Here is a 26,598-nt window from a genome sequence, read left to right as displayed (position 1 = left end):
AGTCGCCCTCAGGCCGTCGCGGCCTGCATCTGCCGGAGCTCCTTCTTCATGCCGGAGATCTCGTCACGCAGCCGTGCGGCGAGCTCGAACTGCAGCTCTCCGGCCGCCGCGTGCATCTGGTCCGACAGCTGCTGGATGAGGTCCGCCAGCTCGCCGGCGGCCGCGCCCGTGAGCCGCGTCCGCTCGTCGCGCGGCGCGCCCTTCTTCGAGCCGAAGCCCGGGACGGGTGCCTTGCCGCGGCTGGTCTGCCGACCGCCGCCCCCGAGCAGCTCCGCGGTGTCCGCGTCCTCGCGGGCCAGGAGGTCGGTGATGTCGCCGATCTTCTTGCGCAGCGGGGTCGGGTCGATGCCGTTCTCGAGGTTGTAGGCGACCTGCCGCTCGCGGCGCCGGCTCGTCTCCTCGATGGCCTGCGCCATCCCGTCCGTGATCCGGTCCGCGTACATGTGCACCTCGCCGGAGACGTTGCGAGCGGCACGGCCGATGGTCTGGATGAGCGACCGCCCCGACCGCAGGAAGCCCTCCTTGTCGGCGTCGAGGATGGCCACCAGGGACACCTCGGGCAGGTCGAGCCCCTCGCGCAGCAGGTTGATGCCGACCAGCACGTCGTACTCGCCCATCCGCAGCTCGCGCAGCAGCTCCACGCGGCGCAAGGTGTCCACCTCGGAGTGCAGGTAGCGGACGCGGACGCCCTTCTCGAGGAAGTAGTCGGTCAGGTCCTCGGCCATCTTCTTGGTCAGCGTGGTGACCAGGACGCGCTCGTCCTTCTCGACGCGGTCGTGGATCTCCCCCAGCAGGTCGTCGATCTGCCCCGTCGTCGGCTTCACCACCACCTGCGGGTCGACGAGACCGGTGGGCCGGATGATCTGCTCGACGACCCCGTCGGAGATCGACAGCTCGTAGTTGCCCGGCGTGGCCGAGAGGTAGACCGTCTGGCCGATCCGCTCGACGAACTCCTCCCACCGCAGGGGGCGGTTGTCGGTCGCGCTGGGCAGCCGGAAGCCGTGGTCCACCAACGCCCGCTTGCGGGACATGTCGCCCTCGAACATCGCGCCGATCTGCGGCACGGTCACGTGCGACTCGTCGATGACCAGCAGGAAGTCCTCGGGGAAGTAGTCGATCAACGTGTTCGGCGCCGTGCCGGCGCTGCGCCCGTCGATGTGCCGCGAGTAGTTCTCGATGCCGGAGCAGGAACCGATCTGCCGCATCATCTCGATGTCGTACGTGGTGCGCATGCGGAGCCGCTGGGCCTCGAGCAGCTTGTTCTGCCGCTCCAGCTCCGCCAACCGCTCCTCCAGCTCCAGCTCGATGCCGTTGATCGCGCGCTCCATGCGCTCCGGACCGGCCACGTAGTGGGTGGCCGGGAAGATGTGCATCTGCTTCTCCGACCGCACGACGTCGCCGGTCAGCGGGTGCAGGGTCGCGATCGCCTCGATCTCGTCGCCGAAGAACTCGATCCGGATGGCGAGCTCCTCGTACACCGGGATGATCTCGACCGTGTCGCCGCGCACCCGGAACGTCCCGCGGGTGAACGCCATGTCGTTGCGCGTGTACTGCATGGTGACGAACTTGCGCAGCAGCTGGTCGCGGTCGACCCGGTCGCCCACCGACAGCGTGACCATCCGGTCGACGTACTCCTGCGGCGTGCCCAGGCCGTAGATGCAGCTCACCGACGCGACGACGATGACGTCACGGCGGGTCAGCAGCGAGCTGGTGGCGGAGTGCCGCAGCCGCTCGACCTCGTCGTTGATCGACGAGTCCTTCTCGATGTAGGTGTCCGTCTGCGCGATGTACGCCTCGGGCTGGTAGTAGTCGTAGTACGAGACGAAGTACTCGACGGCGTTGTTGGGCAGCAGCTCCCGGAACTCGGTGGCCAGCTGCGCGGCGAGCGTCTTGTTCGGCGCCATGACCAGCGTGGGACGCTGCACCTGCTCGATGAGCCAGGCGGTGGTCGCGGACTTGCCGGTGCCCGTGGCGCCCAGCAGCACCACGTCCTTCTCGCCGGCGTTGATGCGGGCCGACAGCTCCCTGATCGCCTTGGGCTGGTCGCCCGACGGCGTGTACTCGGAGATCACCTCGAACGGCGCGACGGTCCGCTGGAGGTCGGTGACTGGACGCATGCCACAACCGTACGTGCCACCACCGACACGTGCGGGCTACGCCAGGGTGCCCGCGGACACGCGCAGGTCGGCGGTGGTCTCCAGGGCCGCCCGGACCACCGCCAGGACCGCCGTGGCGGCGTCCTCGACCTCGAGGGCGGGCTCGCCCTCGGCCACCTGGGCCGGGCTGCGGGGCACGTGGACGAACCCGCTCCTGACCTCGGCCCGCGGCGTGAGGAGGTGCTGCAGCGCGTAGAACGTCGCGTTGCAGACGTACAGGCCGGCGGTGTTCGACACCTCCACGGGCACGCCCGCGTCGCGGACCGCGGCCGCGCACGCCTTGACGGGGAGCGTGGAGAAGAACGCCGCCGGCGCGCCCGCGATCACGGGGACGTCGATCGGCGCCGAGCCGTCGACGTCGGGGATGCGCGCGTCGATGACGTTGACCGCCACGCGCTCGACCCGGACGGCGGACGTCCCCCCGGCCTCCCCGACGCACACGACGAGGTCCGGCTCGACCTCGGCGATCGCGGTGCGCAGGTGCTGGCGCGCCCCGCGGAACGAGACCGGCAGCTCGCGCACCGCGAGCTCCTCGGGACCGGTCCAGCGCGCGGCCACCGCGGTGACGGCCAGCCAGGACGCGTTCGTGCTCTGCCCGTCGAACGGCCCGAAACCGGTGACCAGGACCCGGGTCACGGGGTCTCGGCGGAGAGCTCGTCGGCGCGCTCGACCGCGAGCCGGTCCCACAGGGCGTCCACCTGCGCGCGCAGGTCGTCGTCGCTGCCGGTGCCGTCCAGGACCACGTCGGCGACGGCCAGGCGCTCGTCGTCGCTCGCCTGCGCGGACACCCGCGCCTCGGCCTCGGCGCGCTCCATGCCCCGCAGGCGCACGAGCCGCTCCACGCGGAGCACCGCCGGGGCGTGCACGACGACGAGCACGTGGAACGCGTCGGCCTGCCCGGTCTCGACCAGCAGCGGGATGTCGTGCACGACGACGGCCCCGTGGTCGGTGACCGCGGACGCCGCCTCACGCTCGGCCGAGAGCCGGCGGACGATCGGGTGCACGATCGCGTCGAGCCGCGCCCGGGCCGATCGATCGGTGAACACGATCGAGGCGAGCGCCGCCCGGTCCAGGGAACCGTCAGCGGCGAGGACCCCGTCCCCGAACTCCTCGACGACCGCGTCGAGCCCGGCCGATCCCGGGGCCACCGCCTCGCGCGCCAGGACGTCGGAGTCGATCACCACCGCTCCGAGCTCGCCCAGCCGCCGTGCCGCGACGGACTTGCCGGCCGCGATCCCGCCTGTCAGACCGATGCGTTGCATCTGTCCATCCTGCCCTGCCGAGGGCAGGTGCGCCGATGGCCGGCCACCTCGGAAGGTGACCGGCCATCGAGCGGGTGGGTTCAGTTACCCGTGAGCTTCTCGCGCAGAGCGGCGAGCGCCTCGTCGGACGCGAGCGTGCCCGCGGCCTCCTCGGTGGACGACGAGTACGTCGACGGCACCGGGCCGGCGGACGAGCTCGACGAGCTGGAGGACGACGTCGCACCCTCGGCGGCGCCGCTGGCGGCCTCCGCGTCGGCCTTCGCGGCGTCGGCGACCTGCTTGCGGTGCGCCTCCCAGCGCTCGTGGGCCTGCGCGTACTGCGCCTCCCACACCTCGCGCTGAGCCTCGAAGCCCTCGAGCCACTCGTTCGTGGCCGGGTCGAAGCCCTCGGGGTACTTGTAGTTGCCGGCGTCGTCGTACTCGGCCGCCATGCCGTACAGCGCGGGGTCGAAGTCCTCGCTGGCCGGGTCGAAGCCCTCGTTCGCCTGCTTGAGCGACAGCGAGATGCGGCGACGCTCCAGGTCGATGTCGATGACCTTGACGAAGACGTCGTCGCCGACCTGGACGACCTGCTCCGGGATCTCGACGTGGCGCACGGCCAGCTCCGAGATGTGCACCAGGCCCTCGATGCCGTCCTCGACGCGCACGAACGCACCGAACGGGACGAGCTTGGTGACCTTGCCCGGGACGACCTGGCCGATGGCGTGCGTGCGGGCGAAGGCCTGCCACGGGTCCTCCTGCGTCGCCTTCAGCGACAGGGAGACACGCTCGCGGTCGAAGTCGACGTCGAGAACCTCGACGGTGACCTCCTGGCCGACCTCGACGACCTCGGACGGGTGGTCGATGTGCTTCCAGGACAGCTCGGAGACGTGCACGAGCCCGTCCACGCCACCCAGGTCCACGAACGCACCGAAGTTGACGATCGAGGACACGACACCGGGCCGGACCTGGCCCTTCTGCAGCGTCTGCAGGAAGGTGGAGCGCACCTCGGACTGCGTCTGCTCGAGCCAGGCACGGCGCGACAGGACCACGTTGTTGCGGTTCTTGTCGAGCTCGATGATCTTGGCCTCGATCTCCTTGCCGACGTACGGCTGGAGGTCGCGGACGCGACGCATCTCCACCAGCGACGCGGGCAGGAAGCCGCGCAGACCGATGTCGAGGATGAGGCCGCCCTTGACGACCTCGATGACGGTGCCGGTGACGACGCCGTCCTCCTCCTTGATCTTCTCGATCGTGCCCCAGGCGCGCTCGTACTGTGCGCGCTTCTTGGACAGGATCAGCCGGCCTTCCTTGTCCTCCTTCTGGAGGACGAGGGCCTCGACTGCGTCGCCGACCTTGACAACCTCACCGGGGTCCACGTCGTGCTTGATGGACAGCTCACGGGAGGGGATGACGCCCTCGGTCTTGTAACCGATGTCGAGCAGGACCTCGTCGCGGTCGACCTTGACGATGGTGCCCTCGACGATGTCGCCATCGTTGAAGTACTTGATGGTGGCGTCGATCGCGGCGAGGAAGTCCTCGGCCGAGCCGATGTCGTTGATCGCGACCTGCGGGGTGGCGGGCTTCGCGGGGGTGGTGATGCTCATGTAGGGATGGGCTCCGATGCGGACAGGGATGTTGTTCGGGCTGTGCGTTGTGCCGGCGGCACGGGTGAACTGCGTAGGACGAGCGTGTGGTGATCGCGATCTGATGGGACGCCCTCGACTCCCCGGAGAGAGCCCCCGCACGAGCAGTACGAGTGAGGACACGCCGACGCAACAAGGCGCGCGGCACCGCCGTCCACCCTATCTGGGTGACGATGGGCAGGTCAAAGCAGATCAGGCGAGCGCCCGGGCCACCGCCAGCAGCTCGTCGGGGACGTACTTGACCTTCCCCGCCACCTCGCTGAGCGGCACCATCTCGACCCTCTCGCCGCGCAGCGCCGTCATGACGTCCGACTGGCCCGCGCTGGCGGCGTCGATGGCCGCGACGCCGAACCGCGAACCCAGGATCCGGTCGACGTGCGTCGGGATCCCACCGCGCTGCACGTGGCCCAGCACCACGACCCTGGTGTCGAAGCCCGTCCGCTTCTCGATCTCCACCTTGAGCCGCTCGCCGATGGCGCCCGCCACGATGTCACCGAACTTCCCCATCGGCGTCTCGTAGTCCATGGAGGTCCCCGGTGCGGGCACCGCGCCCTCGGCGACGACGATGATCGAGAAGCTGGCGTGCGCGCGGTGCCGGTGCTTGAGGAACCGCTCGATCTTGTCGATGTCGAACGGCGCCTCGGGGGCCAGCACGATCTCGGCTCCCCCGGCGATGCCCGAGGTGGCCGCGATCCACCCCGCGTGCCGACCCATGACCTCGACGATCATCACGCGGTTGTGGCTCTCCGCGGTGGTGTGGATGCGGTCGATCGCCTCGGTGGCGATGGAGACCGCGGTGTCGAAGCCGATGGACTGGTCGGTGCCCCAGACGTCGTTGTCGATGGTCTTGGGGATCGCGACGATGCGGACGCCGGCCTCGGCCACCTTGCTCGCGGCATGGAGCGTGCCGTCGCCGCCGATGCAGATGAGCGCCTCGATGCGCTCGGACTCGAGCGTGGACAGCACCGCGTCGAGGCCGCCGTCGGACGCGTGCGGGTGGTACCGGGCGGTGCCGAGCAGGGTGCCGCCGACCGCCAGCTGGTTGCGGATGTGCTGCCGGGTCAGCGGCAGGCTGAACCCGTCGACCACCCCGCGCCAGCCGTTCCGGAACCCGATGATGGTGTGGCCGTACTCGCCCTCGCCACGCTTGACCACTGCGCGGATCGCCGCGTTGAGGCCGGGGACGTCGCCGCCGCCCGTGAGCAGACCGACTCGCACGTGGCACTCCCTTGATGGTCGCGGGGCTCGCATGAGCCTTGTCGGAGCGCATCGTCGGGCTGCCGTGCCGACAGCGTATCCAGGTCCACCAGGCCCCAGAGGTGACACTGGTCCTATGGATGACGACCCGTTGGCCGAGGCCGGCTACCTCGACGTCCCGGCCGCGGAGGGCGGCGCCGCGAGCCGCGGCTGGTGGGACGCGAACGCCGACGAGTACCTGGACGAGCACGGGTCCTTCCTGGGCCCCGCCGACTTCTGCTGGTGCCCCGAGGGCGTCCGCGAGAACGACGCACGCCTGCTCGGGGATCTCACCGGTGCGCGGGTGCTCGAGGTCGGCGCCGGGGCCGCGCAGTGCGCGCGCTGGCTGGTGGGCCAGGGCGTCGACGTCGTCGCGACCGACGTCTCGGCCGGGATGCTCGCCGCGGGAGCGCGGTACGACGCCGAGGTCGGCCGCACGACTCCCCTGGTCCAGGCCGACGCCCGGGTGCTGCCGTTCGCCGACGGGTCCTTCGACGTCGCGTTCACGGCGTTCGGCGCGCTGCCGTTCGTGCCCGACGCCGACCGGGTGCACGCGGAGGTCGCTCGCGTGCTGCGCCCGGGCGGCCGGTGGGTGTTCGCGGTGACGCACCCGCTGCGCTGGGCGTTCCCCGACGACCCCGGCGAGGCCGGTCTGACCGCCACCCGGTCGTACTTCGACCGGACGCCGTACGCCGAGCTGGGCGAGTCGGGCGGCGTGCTGTACGCCGAGTACCACCGGACCCTCGGCGACCACGTCGCCGAGCTGGTGGCGGCCGGCTTCGTGCTCGACCGCCTGGTGGAGCCGGAGTGGCCTGCGGGGCACGACCGCACCTGGGGCGGCTGGGGGCCGGTGCGCGGGGCGCGGATCCCCGGCACCGCGATCTTCGTGACGCACCTCGGGCGGCCGGCCTGAGAGGTCGACCGCCCGAGGTCGAGCGTCAGTGCACGACCGCCTTCTCGGAGCCGGCGCCGGTCAGCGACCGGACCTCCATCTCCGCGAACTTCTCCGGGCTGGACTTGTCCTTGCTCAGGTAGGTGCCCAGGATCCCGAGGAGGAAGCCCAGCGGGATCGAGATGAGCCCCGGGTTCTCCAGCGGGATCAGGTGGAAGTCGACCGAGGTGTCCTTGATCATCGACAGGCTCAGGCCCGTCACCGGGTCGACCTTGCCGGACACCACGGGCGAGAACGCGATGAGCACCAGGCAGGAGATGAGCCCGCCGTAGATGCTCCACAGCGCACCCGAGGTGTTGAACCTCTTCCAGAACAGCGAGTAGAGGATCGTCGGCAGGTTGGCGCTCGCCGCGACGGCGAAGGCCAGGGCCACCAGGAACGCGACGTTCTGGCCGTTGGCGAAGATGCCGCCGATGATCGCGAGGATCCCGATGACCACCACGGTGATCCGGGCGACCCGGACCTCGCCGTCGGGCTTGACCTCGCCCCGCTTGATGACCGAGGCGTAGATGTCGTGCGCGAACGACGCCGCGGCCGTGATGGTCAGGCCCGCGACCACCGCGAGGATCGTCGCGAACGCGACCGCCGAGATGAGGCCGAGCAGCACGGTGCCGCCCAGCTCGTACGCCAGCAGCGGGGCCGCCGAGTTCACGCCGCCCGGTGCCGCCTTGATGGCTTCGGGCCCGACGAGGGCCGCGGCTCCGTACCCGAGCACGAGCGTGAACAGGTAGAAGATGCCGATGAGCCAGATCGCCCAGACGACGGACCGGCGCGCCTCCTTGGCCGACGGGACCGTGTAGAAGCGCATGAGCACGTGCGGCAGACCGGCGGTGCCCAGCACGAGCGCGAGGGCCAGCGAGAGGAAGTTCAGCTGGCTCATGGCGCTCACGCCGTACTGCTTGCCGGGTGCGATCAGCGACTCGCCACCCTCGCCCGCCGTGTCGATCGCGCCCTGGAGCAGGTCCGAGAAGTTGAACCCGAACTGCGCCAGCACCCAGACCGTCATGACCGCCGCGCCCACGATGAGCAGGACGGCCTTGATGATCTGCACCCACGTGGTGCCCTTCATCCCGCCCACCAGGACGTAGAGGATCATCAGCGCGCCGACGACGGCGATGACGACGCCCTGGCCGACGGTGCCCTCGACACCGAGCAGCAGGGCCACCAGGCCGCCGGCGCCCGCCATCTGCGCCAGCAGGTAGAAGAAGACGACGGTGAGCGTGGCCAGCGCCGCCGCCATGCGGACGGGGCGCTGCTTGAGCCGGAACGACAGGACGTCGGCCATGGTGAACCGGCCCGTGTTGCGGAGCAGCTCCGCGACGAGCAGCAGGGCGACCAGCCACGCGACCAGGAAGCCGATCGAGTAGAGGAAGCCGTCGTAGCCGTTGATCGCGATCGCGCCGCAGATGCCGAGGAACGACGCGGCCGACAGGTAGTCGCCCGCGATCGCGGTGCCGTTCTGCGGCCCGGTGAACGAGCGCCCCGCCGCGTAGTAGTCGGCCGCGGTCTTGTTGTTGCGGGAGGCCCGGAACACGATGATCAGCGTGATCAGGACGAAGCCGCCGAAGATGGCGATGTTGACGGCCGGGTTGCCGATGTCCTCGGTCTCGGCCGCGCGCAGCAGCGTGGTCAGCGACGCGCTCATGCGACACCGTCCAGGCTGTCGCCGTCCTCGATGTGCTTGCGGAGGCGCTCGGCCACGGGGTCCTGCTTGTTGTTGGCCCAGCGCGCGTAGACCATCGTGATGATGAACGTCGAGACGAACTGCCCCAGCCCGAGGAGCAGCCCGACGGTGATGTTGCCCCAGAGCTTGGTCGCCATGAAGTCGTGCGCGTAGTCAGCGAGCAGCACGTACAGGAAGTACCAGGCGAGGAAGAGGGCGGTCATCGGGAAGACGAAGCGACGGAAGCGGCGCCGCAGCGCCTGGAACTCGTCGCTGTTCTGTACCCGTTGGTAGTCGGTCTCGCGATCTCCGAAGGTGTCGGTCACCAGCGCCTCCCGGGAGGGATGTCAGCGGCTCCGTTGCCGCTCGTGTGCGCCATACTGTGGCGCAGATCACCCCGTGGCGCACCCGATACTTACGACGGATCGGTCGATACCCACCCTTTCGAGGCGCCTCAGTGCCCCGCGTCGTGCCAGGAGCCCCCCACGCCGACAGTGACGTCGAGCGCCACGTCGAGCGGGCCGTCGGTCGCCGCGTCGCCCGCGGCGCCCATCTGCTCGCGCACCAGGGCCTCGACCTCGTCCCGCTCCCCCGCTGCCACCTCGAGCACGAGCTCGTCGTGCACCTGGAGCAGCATGCGCGAACCCAGGCCGCGGCGCGCGAGCTCGCGGTCGACCCTGAGCATGGCGACCTTGATCAGGTCAGCGGCGCTGCCCTGGATCGGGGCGTTGAGCGCCATCCGCTCGGCCGCCTCGCGACGCTGGCGGTTGTCGCTGGTGAGGTCCGGGAGGTAGCGCCGCCGGCCCAGGATGGTCGCCGTGTAGCCGGTGCTCCGCGCGATGTCGACGACGCCGGTGAGGTAGTCGCGCACCCCGCCGAACCGCGAGAAGTAGTCCTGCATGAGCGCGGCGGCCTCGGACACCTCGATGGAGAGCTGCTGGGACAGCCCGTACGACGACAACCCGTACGCGAGCCCGTAGCTCATCGCCTTGATCTTCGAGCGCATGGCGGGCGTGACCTCGTCGGTGGGCACGCCGAACACGCGCGAGCCCACGTAGCTGTGCAGGTCCTCGCCCGAGCGGAACGCCTCGATCAGCCCCTCGTCCCCCGAGAGGTGCGCCATGATCCGCATCTCGATCTGGGAGTAGTCGGCCGTCAGCAGCGTCTCGTACCCGTCGCCCACCACGAAGGCGCGCCGGATCTGCCGGCCCGCCTCCGTGCGGATGGGGATGTTCTGCAGGTTCGGGTCGGCCGACGACAACCGGCCGGTCGCCGCGATCGTCTGCTGGAACGTGGTGTGGATCCGGCCGTCGGCGGCGATCGAGCGCAGCAGGCCCTCCACGGTCTGCCGGAGCCGGATGGCGTCGCGGTGGGCCAGGAGGTGCTCGAGGAACGGGTGCTGGGTGCGCGCGAACAGGTCGGTCAGGGCGGCGGCGTCGGTGGTGTAGCCGGTCTTGATCTTCTTGGTCTTCGGCATGCCCAGCTGGTCGAAGAGGACCTCCTGCAGCTGCTTGGGCGACCCGAGGTTCACCTCGCGCCCGATGACCGCGTAGGCCTCGGCGGCGGCGTTCTGCACCTGGCTGTCGAACGACTTCTCGAGGCCCGAGAGGTAGGCCTGGTCGATCGCGATGCCGGTGCGCTCCATGCGGGCCAGCACGTCGACCAGCGGGAGCTCGAGGTTCTCGAGCAGGCCCGTGGCGCCACGGTCGGCGAGCTCGCCCCCGAGCACGTCGGCGAGGTCCCGGACGGCCGCCGCGCGAACGGCGGCCCGCCGCCCCTCGTCCGTGCCGTCGAGCTCGAGGTCGAGGGACCCCTGGCCGCCGTCGGCGGCCTCGTCGGCACCCAGCTCGCGGTGCAGGTAGCCGATCGCGAGGTCGGTCAGGTCGTACGCGCGGCGGTCGGGCTGGCAGAGGTACGCCGCGAGCTCGGTGTCGAGCACCACGCCCGCGATCGGCAGACCACGGCCCGTGAGCGCGTGCCAGGCCTCCTTCGACGCGTGCACGATCTTCGGCGCGCTCGGGTCGGCGAGCCAGGCCGCCAGCGCGGTCTCGTCCGGCGGCTGGATCTCGGCGAGGTCGAACGCCGCGGCCTGCCCGTCCGGGTCCGCCAGCGCGATGCCCCACGCGTCACCGCCCGCGGGAGAGCCGGAGCCGCGCACGTCGACCCCGAGGGGACGTCCGGCCCGCTCGGCGAGCCAGGCCCCCAGCTCGCCGGAGCCGAGCACCGTCAGGTCGAGCTGCGCGGCCGCGACCGAGCCGGGGCCCTCGCCGCGCTCGTCGGGCAGCATGGCGAAGAGCCGGTCGCGGATCGCCCGGAACTCGAGCTCCTCGAGGATGGCGTGCAGCGCGGGTCGGTCCCACGGCCGGGCCGCCAGGTCCTCGGGACCGAGGGGCAGCTCGAGGTCGGTCAGGAGCGCGTTGAGCTGGCGGTTCAGCCGCACCTGGTCGAGGTTGTCGCGCAGCGACTCCCCCGCCTTGCCGGGCACCTGGTCGGCCGAGGCCAGCACGCCCTCGAGCCCGTCGTACTGCCCGATCCACTTGGCCGCCGTCTTCGGGCCGACGCCCGGGATGCCCGGGAGGTTGTCGCTGGACTCGCCGACCAGCGCCGCGAGGTCCGGGTAGCGGGCGGGCGGCACGCCGTACTTCGTCTCCACCGCCGCCGGCGTCATGCGCGCCAGCTCCGAGACGCCCTTGACCGGGTAGAGCACGGTCACGTCGTCGTTCACCAGCTGCAGCGCGTCACGGTCGCCGGTGCAGATGAGCACCTCCATGCCCTGCGCCCGCGCCTGCACCGACAGCGTCGCCAGGATGTCGTCCGCCTCGAACTGCGGCTTGGACAGGTACGGGATGTGCATGGTCTCCAGCACCCGCTGGATCACCGCCACCTGACCCTTGAACGGCGCAGGCGTGGCGTCGCGGTTCCCCTTGTAGGACTCGTACACCTCGGTCCGGAACGTCGTCCTGCCCGCGTCGAACGCGACGGCGACGTGTGTCGGTGCCTCGTCCCGGAGCAGGTTCGCGATCATGGAGAAGAACCCGAACACCGCGTTGGTGGGCTCGCCCGTCGACGTCGCGAACTTGTCCACCGGGAGCGCGAAGAACGCCCGGTAGGCCATCGAGTGACCGTCGATCAGGAGAAGTCGGGCGGGGGTTCCGGAAGTGGCCGGCGGGACCGCTGGCAGTGCGTCGCTCACGGGTGCCAACCTATCTGCCATGTCCGACACGACGATCACCGACCAGGCCTACGCGGGCACCCTCATCGAGCGCATGGGCATCGTGGTGACCGAGGCCTCGGCCGGGCGCACCGTCGGCACCATGCCCGTCGCCGGGAACACCCAGCCGTACGGCCTGCTGCACGGCGGGGCGTCCGCCGTGCTGGCCGAGACCCTGGGCTCCATCGCGGCGATGGCGCACGCGGGCGAGGGCCGGGCCGCCGTCGGGATCGAGCTGAACGCCACCCACCACCGCTCCGCGCGGTCGGGCGTCGTCACCGGCACGGCCACGGCGCTGCACCTGGGCAGGACCCTGGCGAGCTACCAGGTGGTCGTCGAGGACGAGGACGGCCGGCCGGTCTGCACCGCGCGGCTCACCTGCATGCTGATCGACGCGCGACCCTGATCGGCGCCCGACGCCCGGCCCACGGGTGCGGGCTCGTCGGTCTGCTGGCGCGCCTGCCGCACCTGCCGGCGCCGGGCGATGAGGTCCTCGAGCCCCCGCGGGGCCGAGCGCCGCACGGAGCCGCCGGCCCCGTGCTCGTGCGCGAGCCGGCGTTGCAGGGCGGACGTGGTCACCACGCGGTGCGACGCGGCCGGCGCGAAGCCCAGCCGCGCGAGGAAGCGCTGCATGCCGCGGGCGCCCGGCAGCGGCGACGAGTAGAGCTCCGTGGCCTCGGCGTCGTCCGCGACGGCCGCGGCGCCGACCAGGAGCGCGTGCCCGAGGCCGCGACGGCGCGCGGCGGGCAGCACGTACACGGCCTCGATGTCGAGGCTCACGACGTCGGTGAACGGGCCCGGTCCGACCACACGGGCGAGCAGCAGCCCCGCCGGCTCGTCGTCGAGGAGCCCGATGAGGACGCGACCGCCCGGTACGGCGAGGAGAGCCCCGAGCTGGTCTCGGAGCCGGTCGGCGTCGTCCGTGCAGATCTGCGAGCCGACCGTCGCCTCACGGCGCGCGGTCAGGCAGAGCGCGACCAGGCTCTCCAGGTCGCCCGGCAGGGCTTCGCGGACTTGCACACCGAGACGCACGGCAGCGGTACCTCCGGACGGGACGAGGGGGATCCGGTCGAGGTGGCGTCACCTCTGCCCGCGATGGCGCCGCCCTCGATCATGGACCAGCCTGGGCGCGGGTGCTAGTCCTGGCACGTCGCTCGTCCGATGGACGGGCGCCCTTTTCTGGACGAATGACCAAAAAACTCCGACACGCGGTCGGCGCAAGGGTCCCAGGTCTCGCCTTCACGAAATGAACACGACACAATCCCTGCCTATCGTCCTGCCACCCGGCAGACGTCGGACGGGTCGTCGCAAGGACGCGGCGGCTCCCGACGTGCCACACCCGAACAGACGGACGGAGGTCCCAGGTGCGAGAGCTCGCCACCCTGGACCGTTCCCCCACCCTGCGCCGAAGCGCGAGCGCCCTGCTCGTGCTGCTCGTCGCCTCGCTCGTCCTCCTGATCGCGCCGTCACCGGCGCGCGCAGCCACGGGACCGTGCGTCGCCGACGCGGCCACAGGGTGCATCAACGGCACCATCCGCACCTCCGCGGGCCAACCCGCGGTCGGCGTCGCGCTGACGGTCGAGGGAGGCGGCACGACCCTGACCGTCACGACGGACGCCGAGGGCAAGTGGACCGCCCCCGTGACCGCGGCCGGCGACTACACGGTCACGCTCGACGCGACCACGCTGCCGGCGGGCGAGACGCTGCGGAACCCCGAGGGCAACCCGCGCACCGTCACGGTCACGCTCGGGTCGTCCAGCGGCGCCCTGTTCCCCCTCGGGGAGCCGGCCGCCGGGGGCGGCGGCGACGCCGGGCCCAGCCCCACCGCCTCGGCGGCGGCGGGCGAGACCGACGGGGAGACAGGCGCACCCACCGGCTCGTCCTCCGAGGGCGGCTTCAGCTGGTCGCGGCTCGCGCAGCAGACCGTCAGCGGCCTCGTCTTCGGCATCCTGCTGGCGCTCGCGTCGGTCGGCCTCTCGCTGATCTACGGCACGACCGGCCTGAGCAACTTCGCGCACGGCGAGCAGGTCACGCTCGGCGCGATCCTCGCCTACATCGGCGTGCAGACCTTCGGGCTGCCGCTCGTCGTCTCCGGCGTGCTCGCCGTCATCGCGGGCGCGCTCAGCGGCTGGATCCAGGACGCCGGCATCTGGCACCCGCTGCGACGCCGGCGCGTCGGGACCACCCAGCAGATGATCGTGACGATCGGTCTGTCGATGGCGCTCCAGTACACGTACCAGTTCTTCTTCGGGGCGAGCGCGCTGCGCATCGTCACGGCGAACCCGGACATCGTCACCATCGGCACGGTGCGCATCTCGGTGACGTCGATCTGGTCCGTCATCATCGCCTCGGCGGTGCTCGGCGGGGTCGCGTACTTCCTGCTCGCCACCCGCATCGGGCGCGCGACCCGGGCGGTCTCCGACAACCCCGCCCTCGCGGCGGCGTCGGGCATCACGGTCGAGCGGGTCATCCGGCTCGTCTGGACCCTGGGCGGCGCGCTCGCGGCGCTCGGTGGCGTGCTCATGGGCCTCTACCTCAACGCGACCAGCTGGAACATGGGCGGCGCCCTGCTGCTGCTGATGTTCTCCGCCGTGACGCTCGGTGGCCTCGGCGCCCCCTTCGGCGCGCTCGTCGGGTCGATCGTCATCGGGCTCGTCGTCGAGCTCTCCAACCTCGTGCTCCCCAGCGACATGCGTTACGCCGGGGCGCTCCTCATCCTCATCCTCGTGCTGCTGCTGCGCCCCCAGGGTCTCCTGGGCCGCGCCGAGCGGATCGGTTAAGGAGCAGACATGGACTGGTCCCGCATCCTCACCAACGTCGCCGGCGAGATCTTCGCGCCGACGACGGCCGCCTACGCGCTCGGCGCCATCGGCCTCAACATCCACTTCGGCCTCACCGGGCTGCTCAACATGGGCCAGGCCGGCTTCATGCTGCTCGGCGCCTACGGGTTCGCCATCGCGACCATCGCCGGCTGGCCCCTGTACGCGGCCGTCCTGGTCGCCATGGCCGCGGCCGCGGTCTTCGCCCTCATCCTCGGCATCCCCACGCTGAAGCTGCGCGGCGACTACCTCGCGATCGTCACGATCGCCGCCGCGGAGATCGTCCGGCTCGTCGGCCGGTCGACCGCCCTGACGGAGATCACCGGCGCCTCGTCCGGCCTGCGCGGCAACGAGTACAAGCACACGTTCACCGGCGCGTCGCCCTTCCCGGACACCGTCTGGTCGCTGGGCCCGTTCTCGTACGCCACCAACGCGTCGAACAGCTGGTGGATCCGGATCGTCGCGTGGGTCGTCGTCGGCCTCGCGTGCCTCCTGGTCTACCTGCTCATCAAGTCGCCGTGGGGCCGCGTGCTCAAGGGCATCCGCGAGGACGAGGACGCCGTCCGCTCCCTGGGCAAGAACGTCTACTCGTACAAGATGCAGTCGCTCATCCTCGGCGGCGTGATCGGCGCGGTGGCGGGCATCATCTACGTGCTGCCACGAGCCGTCCAACCCGACTCCATGGGCCGCCCGATGACGTTCTTCATCTGGACGATCCTGCTGCTCGGCGGTGCCGCGACCGTGTTCGGTCCGGTGCTGGGCTCGATCATCTTCTGGGCCGGCCTCATGCTGATCAAGACGGTCATGCGCGACGGCGTCCCCGAGACGATCATGCGGAACGAGCAGATCGAGCAGTTCGGCTGGATCATCGTCGGCGTCACGCTCATGCTGCTCGTGATCTTCCGGCCACAAGGCATCCTCGGCGACAAGAAGGAGCTGGCGATCAATGTCCGCTGACCTTCCGACGACCGACGTCCGGGAGAGCCGCCGCGCAGCCGTGGCGGCGACCCTGGCGGACGTCGAGCGCGTCCCCGGCGCCAAGAAGCCCGACCCGATCGTCGTCGCCGACCACATCACCCGGCACTTCGGGGGCATGACGGCGGTCGACGTCGACCACATCGAGATCCAGCGCGGCGCCATCACCGCCCTGATCGGCCCGAACGGTGCCGGCAAGACCACGCTGTTCAACCTGCTCACCGGCTTCGACAAGCCGAGCACCGGCACCTGGTCGTTCGACGGGAAGTCGTTGCACGGCGTCTCGGCCGCCCGGGTGGCCCGGTCCGGCATGGTGCGCACCTTCCAGCTGACCAAGGCCCTGAGCCGCATGCTCGTCATCGAGAACATGCGGCTCGGCGCCACGGAGCAGCCCGGCGAGAACCTGGTCACGGCCCTGTTCCCGCCTCTGTGGCGCGCGCGCGAGAAGGAGATCACCGCCCAGGCCGAGGAGCTGCTGGCCCGGTTCAAGCTGGACACCAAGCGCGACGACTTCGCCGGGTCGCTCTCGGGTGGCCAGCGCAAGCTGCTCGAGATGGCCCGGGCGCTCATGAGCAAGCCGACCATGGTGATGCTCGACGAGCCGATGGCCGGCGTGAACCCCGCGCTCACGCAGTCGCTGCTGGGTCACGTCGAGTCGCTGCGCGACGAGGGCACCACCGTGCTGTTCGTGGAGCACGACATGCACATGGTCCGGCACATCTCGGACTGGGTGATCGTCATGGCCGAGGGGCGCATCGTCGCCGAGGGGCCGCCCGAGACCGTCATGCAGGACCAGGCCGTCGTCGACGCCTACCTCGGCAAGCACCACGACACCGACCTGGGCGACGACAGCCTGCTCGACGACGAGACCACCGAGCAGCTCGAGGCCGAGGTCCGCGCCGAGGCGATCGCGCGCGGCGAGCAGGAGGAGACCTCATGAGCACGACGGCCACCGACACCAGCGACGCCGCCTCCGTCCACCGCGGCGCCCCCACCGGCGAGCCCCTGCTCGACGCGCGGGACGTCTACGCCGGCTACATCCCCGGCGTGGACATCCTCAACGGCTGCAACCTCGTGGTGCACCCCGGCGAGCTCGTCGGCATCATCGGCCCCAACGGCGCCGGCAAGTCGACCCTGCTCAAGGCCCTGTTCGGCCTGGTCACGGTCCGTCAGGGGGCCGTCACGCTGCACGGCGAGGACATCACGCACCTGCGCTCCGACTCGCTGGTGAAGCGCGGAGTCGGCTTCGTGCCGCAGTCGAACAACGTGTTCCCCTCGCTGTCCATCGAGGAGAACCTGCAGATGGGGATCTTCCAGGCGCCGAAGAAGTACGACGAGCGCTTCGCGTTCATCGTCGACCTCTTCCCCACGCTCGGGGAGCGCCGCAAGCAACGGGCGGGCTCGCTGTCCGGCGGCGAGCGTCAGATGGTCGCGATGGCCCGGGCGCTGATGATGGACCCGTCGGTCCTGCTGCTGGACGAGCCCTCCGCGGGCCTGTCCCCCGTGCGCCAGGACGAGACGTTCATCCGGACCCGCAAGATCAACAAGGCCGGGGTCTCGATCGTCATCGTCGAGCAGAACGCCCGCCGCGCGCTGCAGATCTGCGACCGCGCGTACGTCCTGGACCAGGGCCGGAACGCCTACTCGGGGCCGGGCCGCGAGCTCATGCACGACCCGAAGGTGATCGAGCTGTACCTGGGAACGCTGGCGACGGACGTCGAGACGGCCAACAAGCCGACTCCCCCTCCGGCCGCCCGGCCGACGACGCCTCCGGCGCCCGAGGCCTGATCCCTCACTCGTCGGGCCCGGTCGCGTCCGCGCGGCCGGGCTCGACGTCTGTCCCGGGAGTCGGGCGGACGTCGGTGATGCCCAGCTCGTCCGCCAGGAAGAGAAATGCGCGGCCGTAGGGGTGTGCTCCGACGTCGGCCCGGACCCGGTCCCAGTCGATCTGCTCGCGCAGGGCGCGCACGATGGCCAGCAGGCGCCCGAAGTCGCAGGCGTGCTCGCCGAGCACCCGGATCTTCGCCGAGACGACGTCCGTGGCGCCGAGCACGGGCATCCGCACGGCCAGGACCTCGAGCACGTCGCTGCGCGCCAGGAGCTCCTCGGTGACCGGCTCCCCCACCATCCGGAACAGCACGTCGACCAGCTGCCCGTGGTGGAACGCCTTGAACAGCCAGTTCTCCGCCGGAGCCTGGACGTCCAGCCCCGCGGCGGCGATGGCGTCCTTGGCCCGGTCGACGTCATTCTCGGTCACCGCGAAGTCGGCGTCGTGGCTGGGCTCGGGGGCGCCGCGCGCCCACGCTGCGTAGCCGCCGACGAGCGCGAACGGGATCTCCGCGTCCATGAGGGCCACCGCGGTGAGCCGCAGACCGTCCTGCAGTGCCGTGCGGTCGTCTGGAGGTTCGGCGAGGGCGCCCGGCTGCGTCATGGCTCCACTGTCTACACGCCGACGCGCGCGCGCGCAGGTCGACGTGTTCAATCGTGGGGATGCGCCTGGCGACCTTCAACATCCTGCACGCGCGCTCGATCACGGACGACAAGGTGGACCTCGACAGGTTCTCCGCGGCGATCCGTGACCTCGACGCCGACGTCCTCGCGCTGCAAGAGGTGGACCGGGACCAGCCACGCTCGCACCGCGCCGACCTCACCCTCCTCGCCGCCGAGGCGATGTCCGCCCCGGAGCACCGGTTCGCTGCCGTGCTGCACGGCGAACCCGGGCTGTGGACCGCGGCGACGGGCGACAACCAGCCGGAGACCGCGTCCTACGGGATCGCCCTGCTGAGCCGGTACCCGGTGCGCGAGTGGCGCGTGCTGAACCTGCCGGTGCTGCGACGACGCGCCCCGATGCTGTGGCCCGGCGCCCGGTGGCCCGCACTGGTCAGCGACGAGCCACGCGCGGCCCTCGCGGCCGTCGTGCAGACGCCGGAGGGCGACCTCACGGTGGTGGCGACCCACCTGACCTTCATCCCCGGCTGGAACATGCGACAGCTCCGGACCCTGGTCAGGCGCGTGGCCGCGCTGCCCCGGCCGCTGGTGATCATGGGTGACCTCAACATCGGCGGGGCACGTCCTGCGCGCGCCACGCGCATGCAGGCCCTCGCCAAGGCGCACACCTTCCCCGTGGCCCACCCGCTGCGCCAGCTCGATCACATCCTGGCGAAGGGGGGCGTGCGCCCGTGCGGACCCGCACAGGCCCTGGACACCGGCCTGTCCGACCACCGCGCCCTCGTCGTCGACGTCGAGCTGGCCTGAGACGCACCGAGGGCCGGTGCGGATCGCTCCGCACCGGCCCTCGGTGGTGGTTCGGCGTCTGACGACGCGGTCAGCGCAAGGTCACTTGACCGAGCCCTCGACCGCCTTCACCCAGACGTTCTTGTTGTCGGCCCCGTACTTGTAGACGCCGATGAAGGCGCTGGACGGGTCGTTGTCCGCGTTGAACGGACCCACGCCGGCCTGGCCCTTGTACTGGATGTCCTTGCCGTCGTCGAGGAGGGCGACGCAGTCCTTGTACGTGGAGCACTCCTCGCCACCGTTGGCGCCCGAGACCGCAGCCAGGTTCTTCTGGATGGTCTCGCCGTCCGTGCCCTTGCCCTTCGTCGCGGCGAGCGCGGCGAGGATGGCGGCGTCGTACGACTCGGGGCCGTAGGCGAAGTCCTTCAGGTTGGCGTCGACCGTCTTCAGGCGGGCCTGGAACTCGTCGCTCGGGAACGCGCCCGGGATGGTGCCCTGGGCACCCTCGAGCGTGCCCGGCTGGAAGTCAGCCGAGTAGTCGGCCGTGTTGCCGTCGACCAGGTAGATGGTCGAGGGGTCCACGCCGGCGCCGACGAGCGCAGGGATGATCTGCTTCGTCTGCTCGAACGCCAGGACCACGACGGAGTCGGGGTTGGTGGCCAGCAGGGCCGTGATGTCGGAGTCGAAGCTGCTCGCAGCCGGGTCGAACTCCTGGCCCTTCAGGCCGTACGTGATGGTGCCGCCCGCGCCCTCGACGGTCTCCTGGACGACGTCGCGCAGCGACGTGCCGTAGTCGTCGTTGAAGACGAGGATGCCGACGTTGGAGTGGCCGTCACCCGTGATCAGGTTGCCGAGCGCCGCGCCCTGGACCGTGTCCGGCGGGGCGGTGCGGAAGTAGTACGGCGAGTAGCCGGACAGCTTCGTGGCGGTGTTGGCCGGCGAGATCTGGACGACCTTCGCTGCCGTGATGTCGTCCACCACGTTCAGCGTGACCGACGAGGAGGCCGCGCCGATGATGACCTGGACCTTCTTCGAGAGGAGGTCGGTCACCGACTGGGTGGCGACCTCGGCGTGGTCGGCGTCGGACGAGTCGGCGTCCTCCTGGACGACGTCCTTGCCCAGCACGCCGCCGGCCTCGTTGATCTCCTTGACGGCGAGTCCGACGCCCGCGATCTCGGGCGGGCCGAGGTAGGCCAGCGACCCCGTCTGCGGGAGGAGCGTGCCGATGATCAGGGCGTCGGCGGAGCCGGCCGCGCTGGCGCCGTCCGTCGCGTCGTCGCCGCTGTCGCCGGAGCCGCCACAGGCGGCAAGGACCAGAGCTGCCGCACCGGCCAGGGCCGCGGCCCGAACTGCGTGAGTGGAACGAATCATGCGTGGTACCCCTCTGTGAGTACTGCGATCCGCGAGATCCGGGTGGGAATCTCGCAGGTGTGGCGCGAAGGTACTCATTGTTTGTGTCCGCGATGTGAATCGACATGTCTCAGCGAGGGTTGTTGCCAAGTTGTGACCGACCAGTAACAAGCCCAACTGGACGGGTGACCGGCATCTGGCCCCGTCCGGACATGACGAAGGCCGGCCCGAGCTCCCCGGACCGGCCTCGTCACTCACTCGTCAGGATGAACCGCCACCGACCTGCTCGATGACCGCGTCGGCCACCTCACGCATGGTGAGGCGCCGGTCCATCGAGGTCTTCTGGATCCACCGGAAGGACTCCGGCTCCGTCAGACCCATCTTCGTCATGAGGAGGCCCTTCGCCCGGTCCACGCGCTTGCGGGTCTCGAACCGCTCCGCCAGGTCGGCCACCTCGGACTCGAGGGCGCTGATCTGCGCGTACCGCGAGATCGCGATCTCCACCGCGGGCAGCAGGTCCGCCGGGCTGAACGGCTTGATGACGTACGCCATGGCGCCGGCGTCGCGCGCCCGCTCCACCAGCTCCTTCTGCGAGAAGGCCGTCAGCAGGACCACGGGGGCGAGGTGCGCCTTGCCGATGCGCTCCGCCGCCGAGATGCCGTCGAGGACGGGCATCTTCACGTCCATGACGACGACGTCCGGCTTGAGCTCGGTGACCAGCTGCACCGCCTGCTCACCGTCGCCCGCCTCACCGACCACGTCGAAGCCCGCGTCACGCAGCGTCTCGACGACGTCCATGCGGATCAGCGCCTCGTCCTCCGCGACGACCGCGCGGCGGGCAGGGCGACCCGGGGCCGGCGCCGTGGGCTCACCCGCGGGAGCGGGGGTGCTCAGGTCGAGGGCGTCAGGGGCCGCCTCGGTGGGTTCGGGGGTCGCGTCGGTGCTCACGTGCCCAGAGTAGTGGGCGTCACCTGTCGGTTCGCAGCGATTGCGCCTGTGAGGCAGCCCACGCGGCACGGCGTGCGGTCGTGAGGAGCCCGCCCCGCCTGGCGCGACGACCCTCCACGTGAGCGGTCCGGCGTCCCGACCCGTGCGGCGCGGCTATCCTGCTGCACGGCCCCGATAGCCCAACCGGCAGAGGCGTTCGGCTCAAACCCGATCCAGTGTGGGTTCGAATCCCACTCGGGGCACCATACTTCTGCAGGTCAGAGCGTTGCTACCTCCGTCGTGCCACATACGTGCCACAGCGGGATGGCTGACTGCACGCCCACCTGGCTCCATGGACGCGGCCCTCGCCCGTCAGCTGACTCAGGCGATTGTTGCGAGAGCCAGGTGACCTCGCCGGTCCTCCCGGTCATCTTGTGCGTGGCGATCGCGCGCGCGAGCGCGTACTCAGCCGAGGACGAGGTCCAGAAGCAGCGCGGCGCCGAGGCCGACCGCAACGGCGAGCAGCAGGCTGCCGGTGAGCCGGACGACGGTCACGATGATGACCACGACGAGCAGGAGGAGCAGCGCGACCAGGGTGTCGCCGCCGGACATCGCCGACGCCGTCTCGACTGCCACGAGGGCCGCGAGGACGGCCGGGGCGAGGTAGCCGAGGGCCTCCTGCACGCGCTCGGGCAGCTGGCGCGCCGGGACGAGCGCGACGAACAGGATCCGTAGGACCCACGAGGCCGCGGCGAGGCCGACCATGGCGAGGACGGCGGTGGTCATGAGCGCGACCTCCGACGCATCGTGATGGCCGCTGCGACCCCGATCGCCGTGCCGCACACGATCCCCAGCTCCGGGACCACGCGGGACGCGAGCAGCGCCCCGACGACGGATACCCCGGCGGCGACGAGCGCCTCGCGAGTGATCAGTCTCGGGACCAGCATCGCCAGAAACATCGCGATGGCGACAAGCCCGAGGTGCGGGAGCGGTGGAACCAGCGGCCCGACGGCCAGACCGAGACCGACGCTGGCGGTCCAGACAGCGAGGAGTGCAAGGCCGAGCCAACCCCAGTACCGGCGGAAGGCGGAGCCGAAAAGGTCGGGCCGCTCGACCGCGGACAGGTAGGTCTGGTCGAGCAGGAACTGCGGTGCGAGGAGCTTGAACCACAGCGGCTGGTCGCGGAACCGCGGCTCGAGCGCGGCACCGTAGAACAGCAGACGCGAGTTCACCAGCACGCCGGAGAGAACCGCGGCGGCCGCTCCGCTCCCCGCATGGAGCACTGCGAGGGTGGTCAGCTGGGCGCTGCCGCCGTACACCAGGACGGCTCCGAGCAGGGCGGCGGGGGCTCCAGTGCCGGCCGCCACCACGGTGACGCCGAGCATCACGCCGAACGGGATGACGCCGGGAGAGACGCGCGCAACGTCGCAGAGCGCGGCTCGACGCGGGTGCGGCGATCCGCCCGAGGACTCCGAGTCCGCCGGTGCCGCAGTGGTCTGAGTAGTCATACGAGCACCGTGGTCGAGCGGCGATCGGGGTCCTTGGCGACGACGTGGAGAGCCCGTGGCGGTTGCGCGACGGGCCGTCTCCACGACGTCTCCACGGTGTCGCCAAGGGTGAGGTCAGCAGTGCACGCAGAGTTCGGAGCGCCGACGGAACGCCCGTCGGACGTCCCCGGGACAGGAGCACCGCACCATGACCAGCCGATCCGTGAGCCACCACGACGTCATCGTCGTCGGCGCCCGCTGCGCCGGCGCCGCGACCGCGCGGCTGCTCGCCGCACAGGGGCACGACGTGCTGGTCCTCGACCGCGCCGACCTTCCCGCGGACACGCTCTCGACCCACGGCATCGCTCGCGGAGGCGTCGTGCAGCTTTCCCGCTGGGGGCTGCTGGACGAGGTGCTCGCGTCGGGCGCGCCGGCTGTCCGCACGGTCACCTTTGCGGTCGGCGGCGAGCGCCGGACGCGCCGGCTCAAGGCCAGTGCAGGCGTCGATCTTCTGGTCGCGCCCCGGCGGTACGTCCTCGACTCGATCCTGGCCGACGCCGCCGTGCGGGCCGGCGCCACGCTACGCACCGCGACGACCGTCACCGACGTGCTCCGCGACGACACGGGCCGCGTCATCGGCGTGACCGCACGTACCCGCGACGGGCAGCGCCAGACCCACCTGGCCCATCAGGTCGTCGGCGCCGACGGACTGCGGTCCACCATGGCCGCCCGGCTCGGCGCCTCGGAGCAGCGCGGGTTCTCCCCCGACGTCTCGCTCTTCTACGCCTACGTCGACCAAGCCCGTTGGGGCGGCTTCGAGTTCCACGTCTCCCCCGGCGCGTTCGCGGGCGCCTTCCCCACGCACGACGATCAGGCCTGCGTCTGGCTCTCACGGCCCACCTCGCTCCTCGACGCGGTGCGGCGCGGCGGCGCCCGCCGTGACGCGGCGTTCGTGGACGCGCTCGACCACGCTGCCCCGTTCCTTGCGGCAGGCGTGCGCGCCGGCCGGATCGTCCAGGGCGTGCGGGGGCTGGTCGCGCCACCGAGCTACGTGCGGGACGCATTCGGGCCGGGATGGGCGCTGGTCGGCGACGCCGGATATCACCGCGACCCGATCACGGGCCACGGCATCACCGACGCCTTCCGCGACGCCGAGCTCCTGGCGGACGCGCTCGACCACGCGCTGCGGTACCCGCCCGAGGAACGCGAGGCACTGACGACCTTCCAGGCCTCACGTGACGAATCCCTCGCCGAGACGTACCGCCTCACCGCGGAGCTCACGACCTTCCCCGACCCCGCGCGCTTCATCGAGCTCCAGGTCGAGCTCAGCGCGGCCCTCGACCGCGAGGCCCAGACCCTCGCCTCGCGCCCGGCGCCCGCCGGGCAGCACGCCGTCCGCTCGGCGTGAGACCACCACCCACGAAGGAGAACCACGATGACGAGCGCGAACCTCACCACCACCGTCAACGGTGTCGACACGGCCGCCCTGTTCGCCACACTCGACGCGGTCCGGGCGCAGCCCGAGCTGGGCCGCTTCCAGTTCCGCACCACCACGCGGTGGATCGACGGCACCCACAACCGGACCACCGTGAGCGACTTCCACGGCGCCGGCACCGAGCACACCCACCAACGGGACTTCACCGTCGACGCCGACCACCCCGCCGTGCTGGTGGGCGAGGACCGCGGCCCGACCCCCGCGGAGCACCTGCTCCAGGCACTGGGCAGCTGCCTGACGAGCGGTCTGGCCAACATCGCGGCCGCGCGCGGCATCGAGCTGGGAGAGGTCAGCGCCCGCGTCGAGGGCGACATCGACCTGCTCGGCATCTTCGGCCTCGACGACCACGTCCGGAACGGCTTCGAGGCGATCCGAGTGACCTTCCACGTCCAGGGCGCCGCGGACGCGGACACGCTGGTCCGACTGGTCCGGCAGGCGACCCGACGCTCCGCGGTCTACGACGTGCTGGCCCACGGCGTGCCGGTCAGCATCGACGTGGCCAGCGCCTGAGCCACCTCATGCACCGTCCACGGGCAGCGGCACCCGCCGACCACGTGCCCCCTCGCCCAGCCCGACGACCTCGAGCATTGTGGCGAGAACCTTCCGGGCGGCCTCGGTCTCGGCCCGACCTGCACGGAGGACGACCTCCTCCTCCAGCTCGGCCCGGGCCGACCGGCCGGCCTCGAGGACGCCCCGCCCGCGCCCGGTCAGCCGCACGCCACGCGCCCGGGCGTCACCGGGGACAGCCCGACGCTCGACGTAGCCGAGCTGCTCCAGCTCGCGCACCTGCTTGGACGCCCCCTGCTGGGTGATGCCGAGCGACGCCGCCAGCTCCGAGATCGTCGGCTCGCCCTCGACGAGCAGCTGGATCACGTACCCGTGCGACGCCCGGACACCCGGGAAGCCGGCCGACTCGATCCGGCTCAGCAGCTCGCGCACCACACCCCCCGCGGCCAGCGAGGTCAGCGTCGGAAGGTCCAGCTCCTCGAGTTCCATGACTCCATCCAACCCTTGACAACCTTGGTTGTGCAACTACGGTTGTGCATATCCGCTCCTCTCACCCGAAAGGCACCGACATGACCACCTCCGTCACCAGCCCCCACCGGGAGCACGCGACGACGTCCACTCGTCCCCGTCAGCTGGCCCACGTCGCACGCGCGGCAGGACTCGGCTTCGTCGCGGCGCTCCTCGTCGCCGGGTTCCTCGATCCCGGGTACAGCCACCTCAGTGAAGGCGTCAGTGCGCTGGCGTCGGTCGAGTCCCGGGCGGCCGGCGTGATGATCGTCGGCTTCCTCCTGCTGGCGACCACCGCCCTCGCGTCCGGCGCCGCGCTCTGGTCGACGCTGCAGGGGAAGGCCGGTCGCACGGCGGCCGCCCTGGTCATCGCCGCCGGGCTCCTCACCGTGCTCGACGGCTTCGCGCGTCAGTCGTGCTCGACGCTCCAGCAGGCCTGCCTCGCCCGCGAGGAGGCCGGCGACGTGTCCTCGGCCCACGTCCTGCACAACCTCAGCGCGCTCGTCCTGTTCACGTTCCTGGTGGTCGCCGGCTTCCTGTTCGCCGCCGCACTGCGGCGCAGCGACGGGTGGCGCACGCTGGCCCGACCGACCCGGCTGGTCGCGTTCCTCACGCTGGTGCTGATGCTCTGGTTCGGCTCCGCCGCATTCGGCCAGCTGGGCGGGCTCGTGCAGCGCGCGCTGATCGTGCTCGCCTACGGTCTGCCGGTCGTCCTCGCCCTGCGGCTCACCCGCAGCACGGACGAGGACGGGGTGTGACATGAGCGCGCAGACCGATCTCCTCCTCGACCTCTACGCCGCCGTCTCGGCAGGTGCCACTGGTGACCGGCTCGCCGCGTTCTTCCACCCGGAGGCCGAGCAGATCGAGTTCCCGAGCCTGATGCGCCCCGCGGGCCACCGGCGCTCGCTCGCCGAGATGCAGGCGGGGGCGGAGCTGGGCGCCGGCATGATCCGAAGCCAGACGTTCGAGGTGCTCCGCGTCGTGGAGGAGGGCGAGCAGGTCGCCGTCCAGCTGACGTGGACCGCGGTGCTCGCCGTCGCCGTGGGTGGCCTCCCCGAGGGGAGCCGGCTGGTCTCCCACGTCGCCGCGTTCTACGACTTCCGCGACGGCAGGGTGCTCCGGCAGAGTTCGTACGACTGCTATGAGCCGCTGCCCACCGCCGCGGCCGTGTAGGCCCCGAGGCGTCCGACAA

The 26,598-nt window shown here is 71.2% G+C and carries 26 protein-coding genes and 1 tRNA gene; 12 read left to right on the top strand and 15 right to left on the bottom strand.

Features of this window, described 5'->3' with window-relative positions:
- Nucleotides 1-8 precede the first annotated feature (8 nt).
- The 5 genes from uvrB to AC1DT4_RS13590 form a co-directional block, all read right to left on the bottom strand.
- Nucleotides 9-2,117 carry an excinuclease ABC subunit UvrB gene (gene uvrB / locus AC1DT4_RS13610; RefSeq protein WP_477090332.1) on the bottom strand — a complete coding sequence of 703 codons (2,109 nt, stop codon included), beginning with the start codon at nt 2,115-2,117 and terminating at the stop codon, nt 9-11.
- 36 nt (nt 2,118-2,153) lie between these two features.
- Nucleotides 2,154-2,792, bottom strand: a complete 639-nt coding sequence (gene pcp / locus AC1DT4_RS13605) for a pyroglutamyl-peptidase I (RefSeq protein WP_477090331.1) — start codon at nt 2,790-2,792, stop codon at nt 2,154-2,156.
- Nucleotides 2,789-3,418: a dephospho-CoA kinase gene (gene coaE, locus AC1DT4_RS13600; protein ID WP_477090330.1), complete on the bottom strand. Its 630-nt coding sequence runs from the start codon at nt 3,416-3,418 to the stop codon at nt 2,789-2,791. Before coaE ends, pcp begins: the two co-directional genes overlap by 4 nt.
- An 80-nt stretch (nt 3,419-3,498) precedes the next feature.
- Nucleotides 3,499-5,004: a 30S ribosomal protein S1 gene (gene rpsA / locus AC1DT4_RS13595; RefSeq protein WP_477090329.1), complete on the bottom strand. Its 1,506-nt coding sequence runs from the start codon at nt 5,002-5,004 to the stop codon at nt 3,499-3,501.
- A 231-nt stretch (nt 5,005-5,235) separates the two neighbouring features.
- The gene (locus AC1DT4_RS13590) at nt 5,236-6,261 is read right to left on the bottom strand and encodes a 6-phosphofructokinase (protein WP_477090328.1); all 1,026 of its coding nucleotides are present in this window, start codon (nt 6,259-6,261) and stop codon (nt 5,236-5,238) included.
- Between the two features lie 115 nt (nt 6,262-6,376).
- Here AC1DT4_RS13590 and AC1DT4_RS13585 point away from each other — a divergent pair, with 115 nt between their 5' ends.
- Complete coding sequence (locus tag AC1DT4_RS13585) at nt 6,377-7,192, top strand: class I SAM-dependent methyltransferase (RefSeq protein WP_477090327.1); 816 nt, start codon at nt 6,377-6,379, stop codon at nt 7,190-7,192.
- 25 nt (nt 7,193-7,217) lie between these two features.
- On the opposite strand, the gene AC1DT4_RS13580 is transcribed toward AC1DT4_RS13585, so the two are convergent.
- The 3 genes from AC1DT4_RS13580 to polA all read right to left on the bottom strand — a co-directional run bounded on the left by AC1DT4_RS13580 (nt 7,218) and on the right by polA (nt 12,108).
- A complete protein-coding gene (locus tag AC1DT4_RS13580; RefSeq protein WP_477090326.1) occupies nt 7,218-8,876 on the bottom strand; it encodes a solute symporter family protein in 1,659 nt (552 codons plus the stop codon).
- Nucleotides 8,873-9,220, bottom strand: coding sequence for a DUF485 domain-containing protein (locus AC1DT4_RS13575; RefSeq protein ID WP_477090325.1), 348 nt, complete (start codon nt 9,218-9,220; stop codon nt 8,873-8,875). The genes AC1DT4_RS13580 and AC1DT4_RS13575 overlap by 4 nt, the downstream gene beginning before the upstream one ends.
- Nucleotides 9,221-9,348: 128 nt before the next feature.
- Entirely contained in the window at nt 9,349-12,108 is a 2,760-nt protein-coding gene (polA, locus tag AC1DT4_RS13570; RefSeq protein WP_477090324.1) for a DNA polymerase I, read from the bottom strand.
- Here polA and AC1DT4_RS13565 point away from each other — a divergent pair.
- A complete protein-coding gene (locus AC1DT4_RS13565) occupies nt 12,107-12,511 on the top strand; it encodes a PaaI family thioesterase (protein WP_477090323.1) in 405 nt (134 codons plus the stop codon). The two genes, polA and AC1DT4_RS13565, sit on opposite strands and share 2 nt — an antisense overlap.
- Here AC1DT4_RS13565 and AC1DT4_RS13560 read toward each other — a convergent pair.
- Nucleotides 12,427-13,125: an N-acetyltransferase family protein gene (locus AC1DT4_RS13560; RefSeq protein ID WP_477090322.1), complete on the bottom strand. Its 699-nt coding sequence runs from the start codon at nt 13,123-13,125 to the stop codon at nt 12,427-12,429. The genes AC1DT4_RS13565 and AC1DT4_RS13560 overlap by 85 nt on opposite strands.
- A gap of 344 nt (nt 13,126-13,469) precedes the next feature.
- On the opposite strand from AC1DT4_RS13560, the gene AC1DT4_RS13555 reads away from it, so the two are divergent.
- From AC1DT4_RS13555 to AC1DT4_RS13540, 4 genes are read left to right on the top strand one after another with little or no spacing between them, the layout of a single operon-like run.
- The gene (locus AC1DT4_RS13555; RefSeq protein WP_477090321.1) at nt 13,470-14,885 is read left to right on the top strand and encodes a branched-chain amino acid ABC transporter permease; all 1,416 of its coding nucleotides are present in this window, start codon (nt 13,470-13,472) and stop codon (nt 14,883-14,885) included.
- Nucleotides 14,886-14,894: 9 nt separating this feature from the next.
- Nucleotides 14,895-15,881: a branched-chain amino acid ABC transporter permease gene (locus AC1DT4_RS13550; RefSeq protein WP_477090320.1), complete on the top strand. Its 987-nt coding sequence runs from the start codon at nt 14,895-14,897 to the stop codon at nt 15,879-15,881.
- On the top strand, nt 15,871-16,839 hold the full coding sequence (locus tag AC1DT4_RS13545) for an ABC transporter ATP-binding protein (protein WP_477090319.1): 969 nt from the start codon (nt 15,871-15,873) through the stop codon (nt 16,837-16,839). Before AC1DT4_RS13550 ends, AC1DT4_RS13545 begins: the two co-directional genes overlap by 11 nt.
- Nucleotides 16,836-17,687, top strand: coding sequence for an ABC transporter ATP-binding protein (locus tag AC1DT4_RS13540; protein WP_477090318.1), 852 nt, complete (start codon nt 16,836-16,838; stop codon nt 17,685-17,687). Before AC1DT4_RS13545 ends, AC1DT4_RS13540 begins: the two co-directional genes overlap by 4 nt.
- Before the next feature lie 4 nt (nt 17,688-17,691).
- Here AC1DT4_RS13540 and AC1DT4_RS13535 read toward each other — a convergent pair whose 3' ends face one another.
- Nucleotides 17,692-18,330, bottom strand: a complete 639-nt coding sequence (locus tag AC1DT4_RS13535) for a nucleotidyltransferase family protein (RefSeq protein WP_477090317.1) — start codon at nt 18,328-18,330, stop codon at nt 17,692-17,694.
- 59 nt (nt 18,331-18,389) lie between these two features.
- On the opposite strand from AC1DT4_RS13535, the gene AC1DT4_RS13530 reads away from it, so the two are divergent.
- The gene (locus tag AC1DT4_RS13530) at nt 18,390-19,154 is read left to right on the top strand and encodes an endonuclease/exonuclease/phosphatase family protein (protein WP_477090316.1); all 765 of its coding nucleotides are present in this window, start codon (nt 18,390-18,392) and stop codon (nt 19,152-19,154) included.
- Between the two features lie 81 nt (nt 19,155-19,235).
- Here AC1DT4_RS13530 and AC1DT4_RS13525 read toward each other — a convergent pair whose 3' ends face one another.
- Both AC1DT4_RS13525 and AC1DT4_RS13520 read right to left on the bottom strand, forming a co-directional pair.
- Nucleotides 19,236-20,504: an ABC transporter substrate-binding protein gene (locus AC1DT4_RS13525; RefSeq protein ID WP_477090315.1), complete on the bottom strand. Its 1,269-nt coding sequence runs from the start codon at nt 20,502-20,504 to the stop codon at nt 19,236-19,238.
- A gap of 240 nt (nt 20,505-20,744) precedes the next feature.
- Nucleotides 20,745-21,431 (bottom strand): ANTAR domain-containing response regulator, encoded by a 687-nt coding sequence (locus AC1DT4_RS13520; protein ID WP_477090314.1) that lies wholly within the window; start codon nt 21,429-21,431, stop codon nt 20,745-20,747.
- Nucleotides 21,432-21,599: 168 nt separating this feature from the next.
- Here AC1DT4_RS13520 and AC1DT4_RS13515 point away from each other — a divergent pair.
- Nucleotides 21,600-21,676 (top strand) — tRNA-Leu (locus AC1DT4_RS13515).
- A 199-nt stretch (nt 21,677-21,875) separates the two neighbouring features.
- Here AC1DT4_RS13515 and AC1DT4_RS13510 read toward each other — a convergent pair.
- Together AC1DT4_RS13510 and AC1DT4_RS13505 are read right to left on the bottom strand one after the other, a co-directional pair.
- Entirely contained in the window at nt 21,876-22,196 is a 321-nt protein-coding gene (locus tag AC1DT4_RS13510) for an AzlD domain-containing protein (RefSeq protein ID WP_477090313.1), read from the bottom strand.
- Nucleotides 22,193-22,918, bottom strand: coding sequence for an AzlC family ABC transporter permease (locus tag AC1DT4_RS13505; protein ID WP_477090312.1), 726 nt, complete (start codon nt 22,916-22,918; stop codon nt 22,193-22,195). The genes AC1DT4_RS13510 and AC1DT4_RS13505 overlap by 4 nt, the downstream gene beginning before the upstream one ends.
- A gap of 187 nt (nt 22,919-23,105) precedes the next feature.
- Here AC1DT4_RS13505 and AC1DT4_RS13500 point away from each other — a divergent pair, with 187 nt between their 5' ends.
- Together AC1DT4_RS13500 and AC1DT4_RS13495 are read left to right on the top strand one after the other, a co-directional pair.
- Entirely contained in the window at nt 23,106-24,305 is a 1,200-nt protein-coding gene (locus tag AC1DT4_RS13500; RefSeq protein WP_477090311.1) for an NAD(P)/FAD-dependent oxidoreductase, read from the top strand.
- A gap of 27 nt (nt 24,306-24,332) precedes the next feature.
- Nucleotides 24,333-24,902, top strand: coding sequence for an OsmC family protein (locus AC1DT4_RS13495; protein ID WP_477090310.1), 570 nt, complete (start codon nt 24,333-24,335; stop codon nt 24,900-24,902).
- A 6-nt stretch (nt 24,903-24,908) separates the two neighbouring features.
- Here AC1DT4_RS13495 and AC1DT4_RS13490 read toward each other — a convergent pair whose 3' ends face one another.
- Nucleotides 24,909-25,388, bottom strand: coding sequence for a MarR family winged helix-turn-helix transcriptional regulator (locus AC1DT4_RS13490; protein WP_477090309.1), 480 nt, complete (start codon nt 25,386-25,388; stop codon nt 24,909-24,911).
- Nucleotides 25,389-25,468: 80 nt separating this feature from the next.
- Between AC1DT4_RS13490 and AC1DT4_RS13485 the strand changes: the two genes are divergently transcribed.
- Nucleotides 25,469-26,164, top strand: a complete 696-nt coding sequence (locus AC1DT4_RS13485) for a DUF998 domain-containing protein (protein ID WP_477090308.1) — start codon at nt 25,469-25,471, stop codon at nt 26,162-26,164.
- Between the two features lies 1 nt (nt 26,165).
- Nucleotides 26,166-26,579 (top strand): nuclear transport factor 2 family protein, encoded by a 414-nt coding sequence (locus tag AC1DT4_RS13480; RefSeq protein WP_477090307.1) that lies wholly within the window; start codon nt 26,166-26,168, stop codon nt 26,577-26,579.
- The last annotated feature ends 19 nt before the right edge of the window (nt 26,580-26,598 follow it).

The sequence above is a fragment of the Cellulomonas sp. P4_D11 genome (assembly GCF_056401915.1).
The sequence above is the reverse complement of the archived record's forward strand: the minus strand, read 5'-3'. Positions and strand labels throughout refer to the sequence as shown.